The 966-nt window shown below is 41.7% G+C and carries 1 protein-coding gene; it reads left to right on the top strand.

The window, feature by feature from the left end:
- Positions 1-966: multiheme c-type cytochrome (locus DO88_RS00035; protein ID WP_033041281.1), on the top strand; the 966-nt coding region annotated here is incomplete at both ends.

Below are 966 nucleotides of genomic sequence, written 5' to 3'. Positions count from 1 at the left end.
TACACCGTAAGTTATGTATTTGGCTTTGACCCGCTGCAACAGTATTTAATTGAAGTTGAAAAAGGTAAGTACCAAGTATTTCCTTTTGCATGGGATAGTCGCGCCAAAGCACTTGGCGGGCAGCGTTGGTATGCCAACTACGCTAACGAAGATGTAAAACCCAACGACCGCCTCCATTGGTTGCAACCACTGCAAAACTGGAACGGGATGTGCGCCGATTGCCATTCGGATAATTTAAAGCGTAATTACAATACTGAAAAAGAAAGCTTTGATACGCACTTTTCAAATATAAATGTGGGCTGTAAATCTTGCCACAATAATATAACGGACGAACATAAAACTAAAAAAATCATAAAGGCAGCTCAAACAAGCCCAACCAATATGTCGCAGTGGAAAATTATCGGTGATGATAAAATTGCTACTTGGCAAGGTGAGCCCCGCGATAACAGCTTTATGCAAGGCTGTTATGCGTGCCACTCGCTTAGAAGCCCGCTTACTGATGGTTTTGATAACAACCAAGCGTTTTTGGACCAATTTAGTCCTTCATTTTTAGAACCTAATTTGTATCACGCCGATGGCCAAATTAAAGAAGAAGTGTATGTATTTGGCTCTTTTGCACAAAGTAAAATGTACAAAGCCGGTGTTAACTGCGTTGACTGCCACGATAAACACACTATGAAAGTTAAAACAAAAACGAATGGATTGTGTTTACAATGCCATAGTGCCAGTGAATACAACAAGCCCGAGCATCATCATCATAAAGAACAATCAACCGGTGCGCAATGTGTTAATTGCCATATGCCTACAACTAGGTACATGGGCGTTGATGACAGGCGCGACCATAGCTTTAAAATTCCTCGCCCTGATATATCAATAAAATACGATACACCCAATGCGTGTGTGCAATGCCACGACGGTCAAACAAACGAATGGGCAGCAAGCACGCTTGAAAAATGGCATGGTAAA

This window comes from Pseudoalteromonas sp. S3431 (assembly GCF_000690035.1).
Lineage (GTDB): Bacteria > Pseudomonadota > Gammaproteobacteria > Enterobacterales > Alteromonadaceae > Pseudoalteromonas > Pseudoalteromonas fuliginea.
This window is presented reverse-complemented; position numbering and strand designations above follow the sequence as displayed.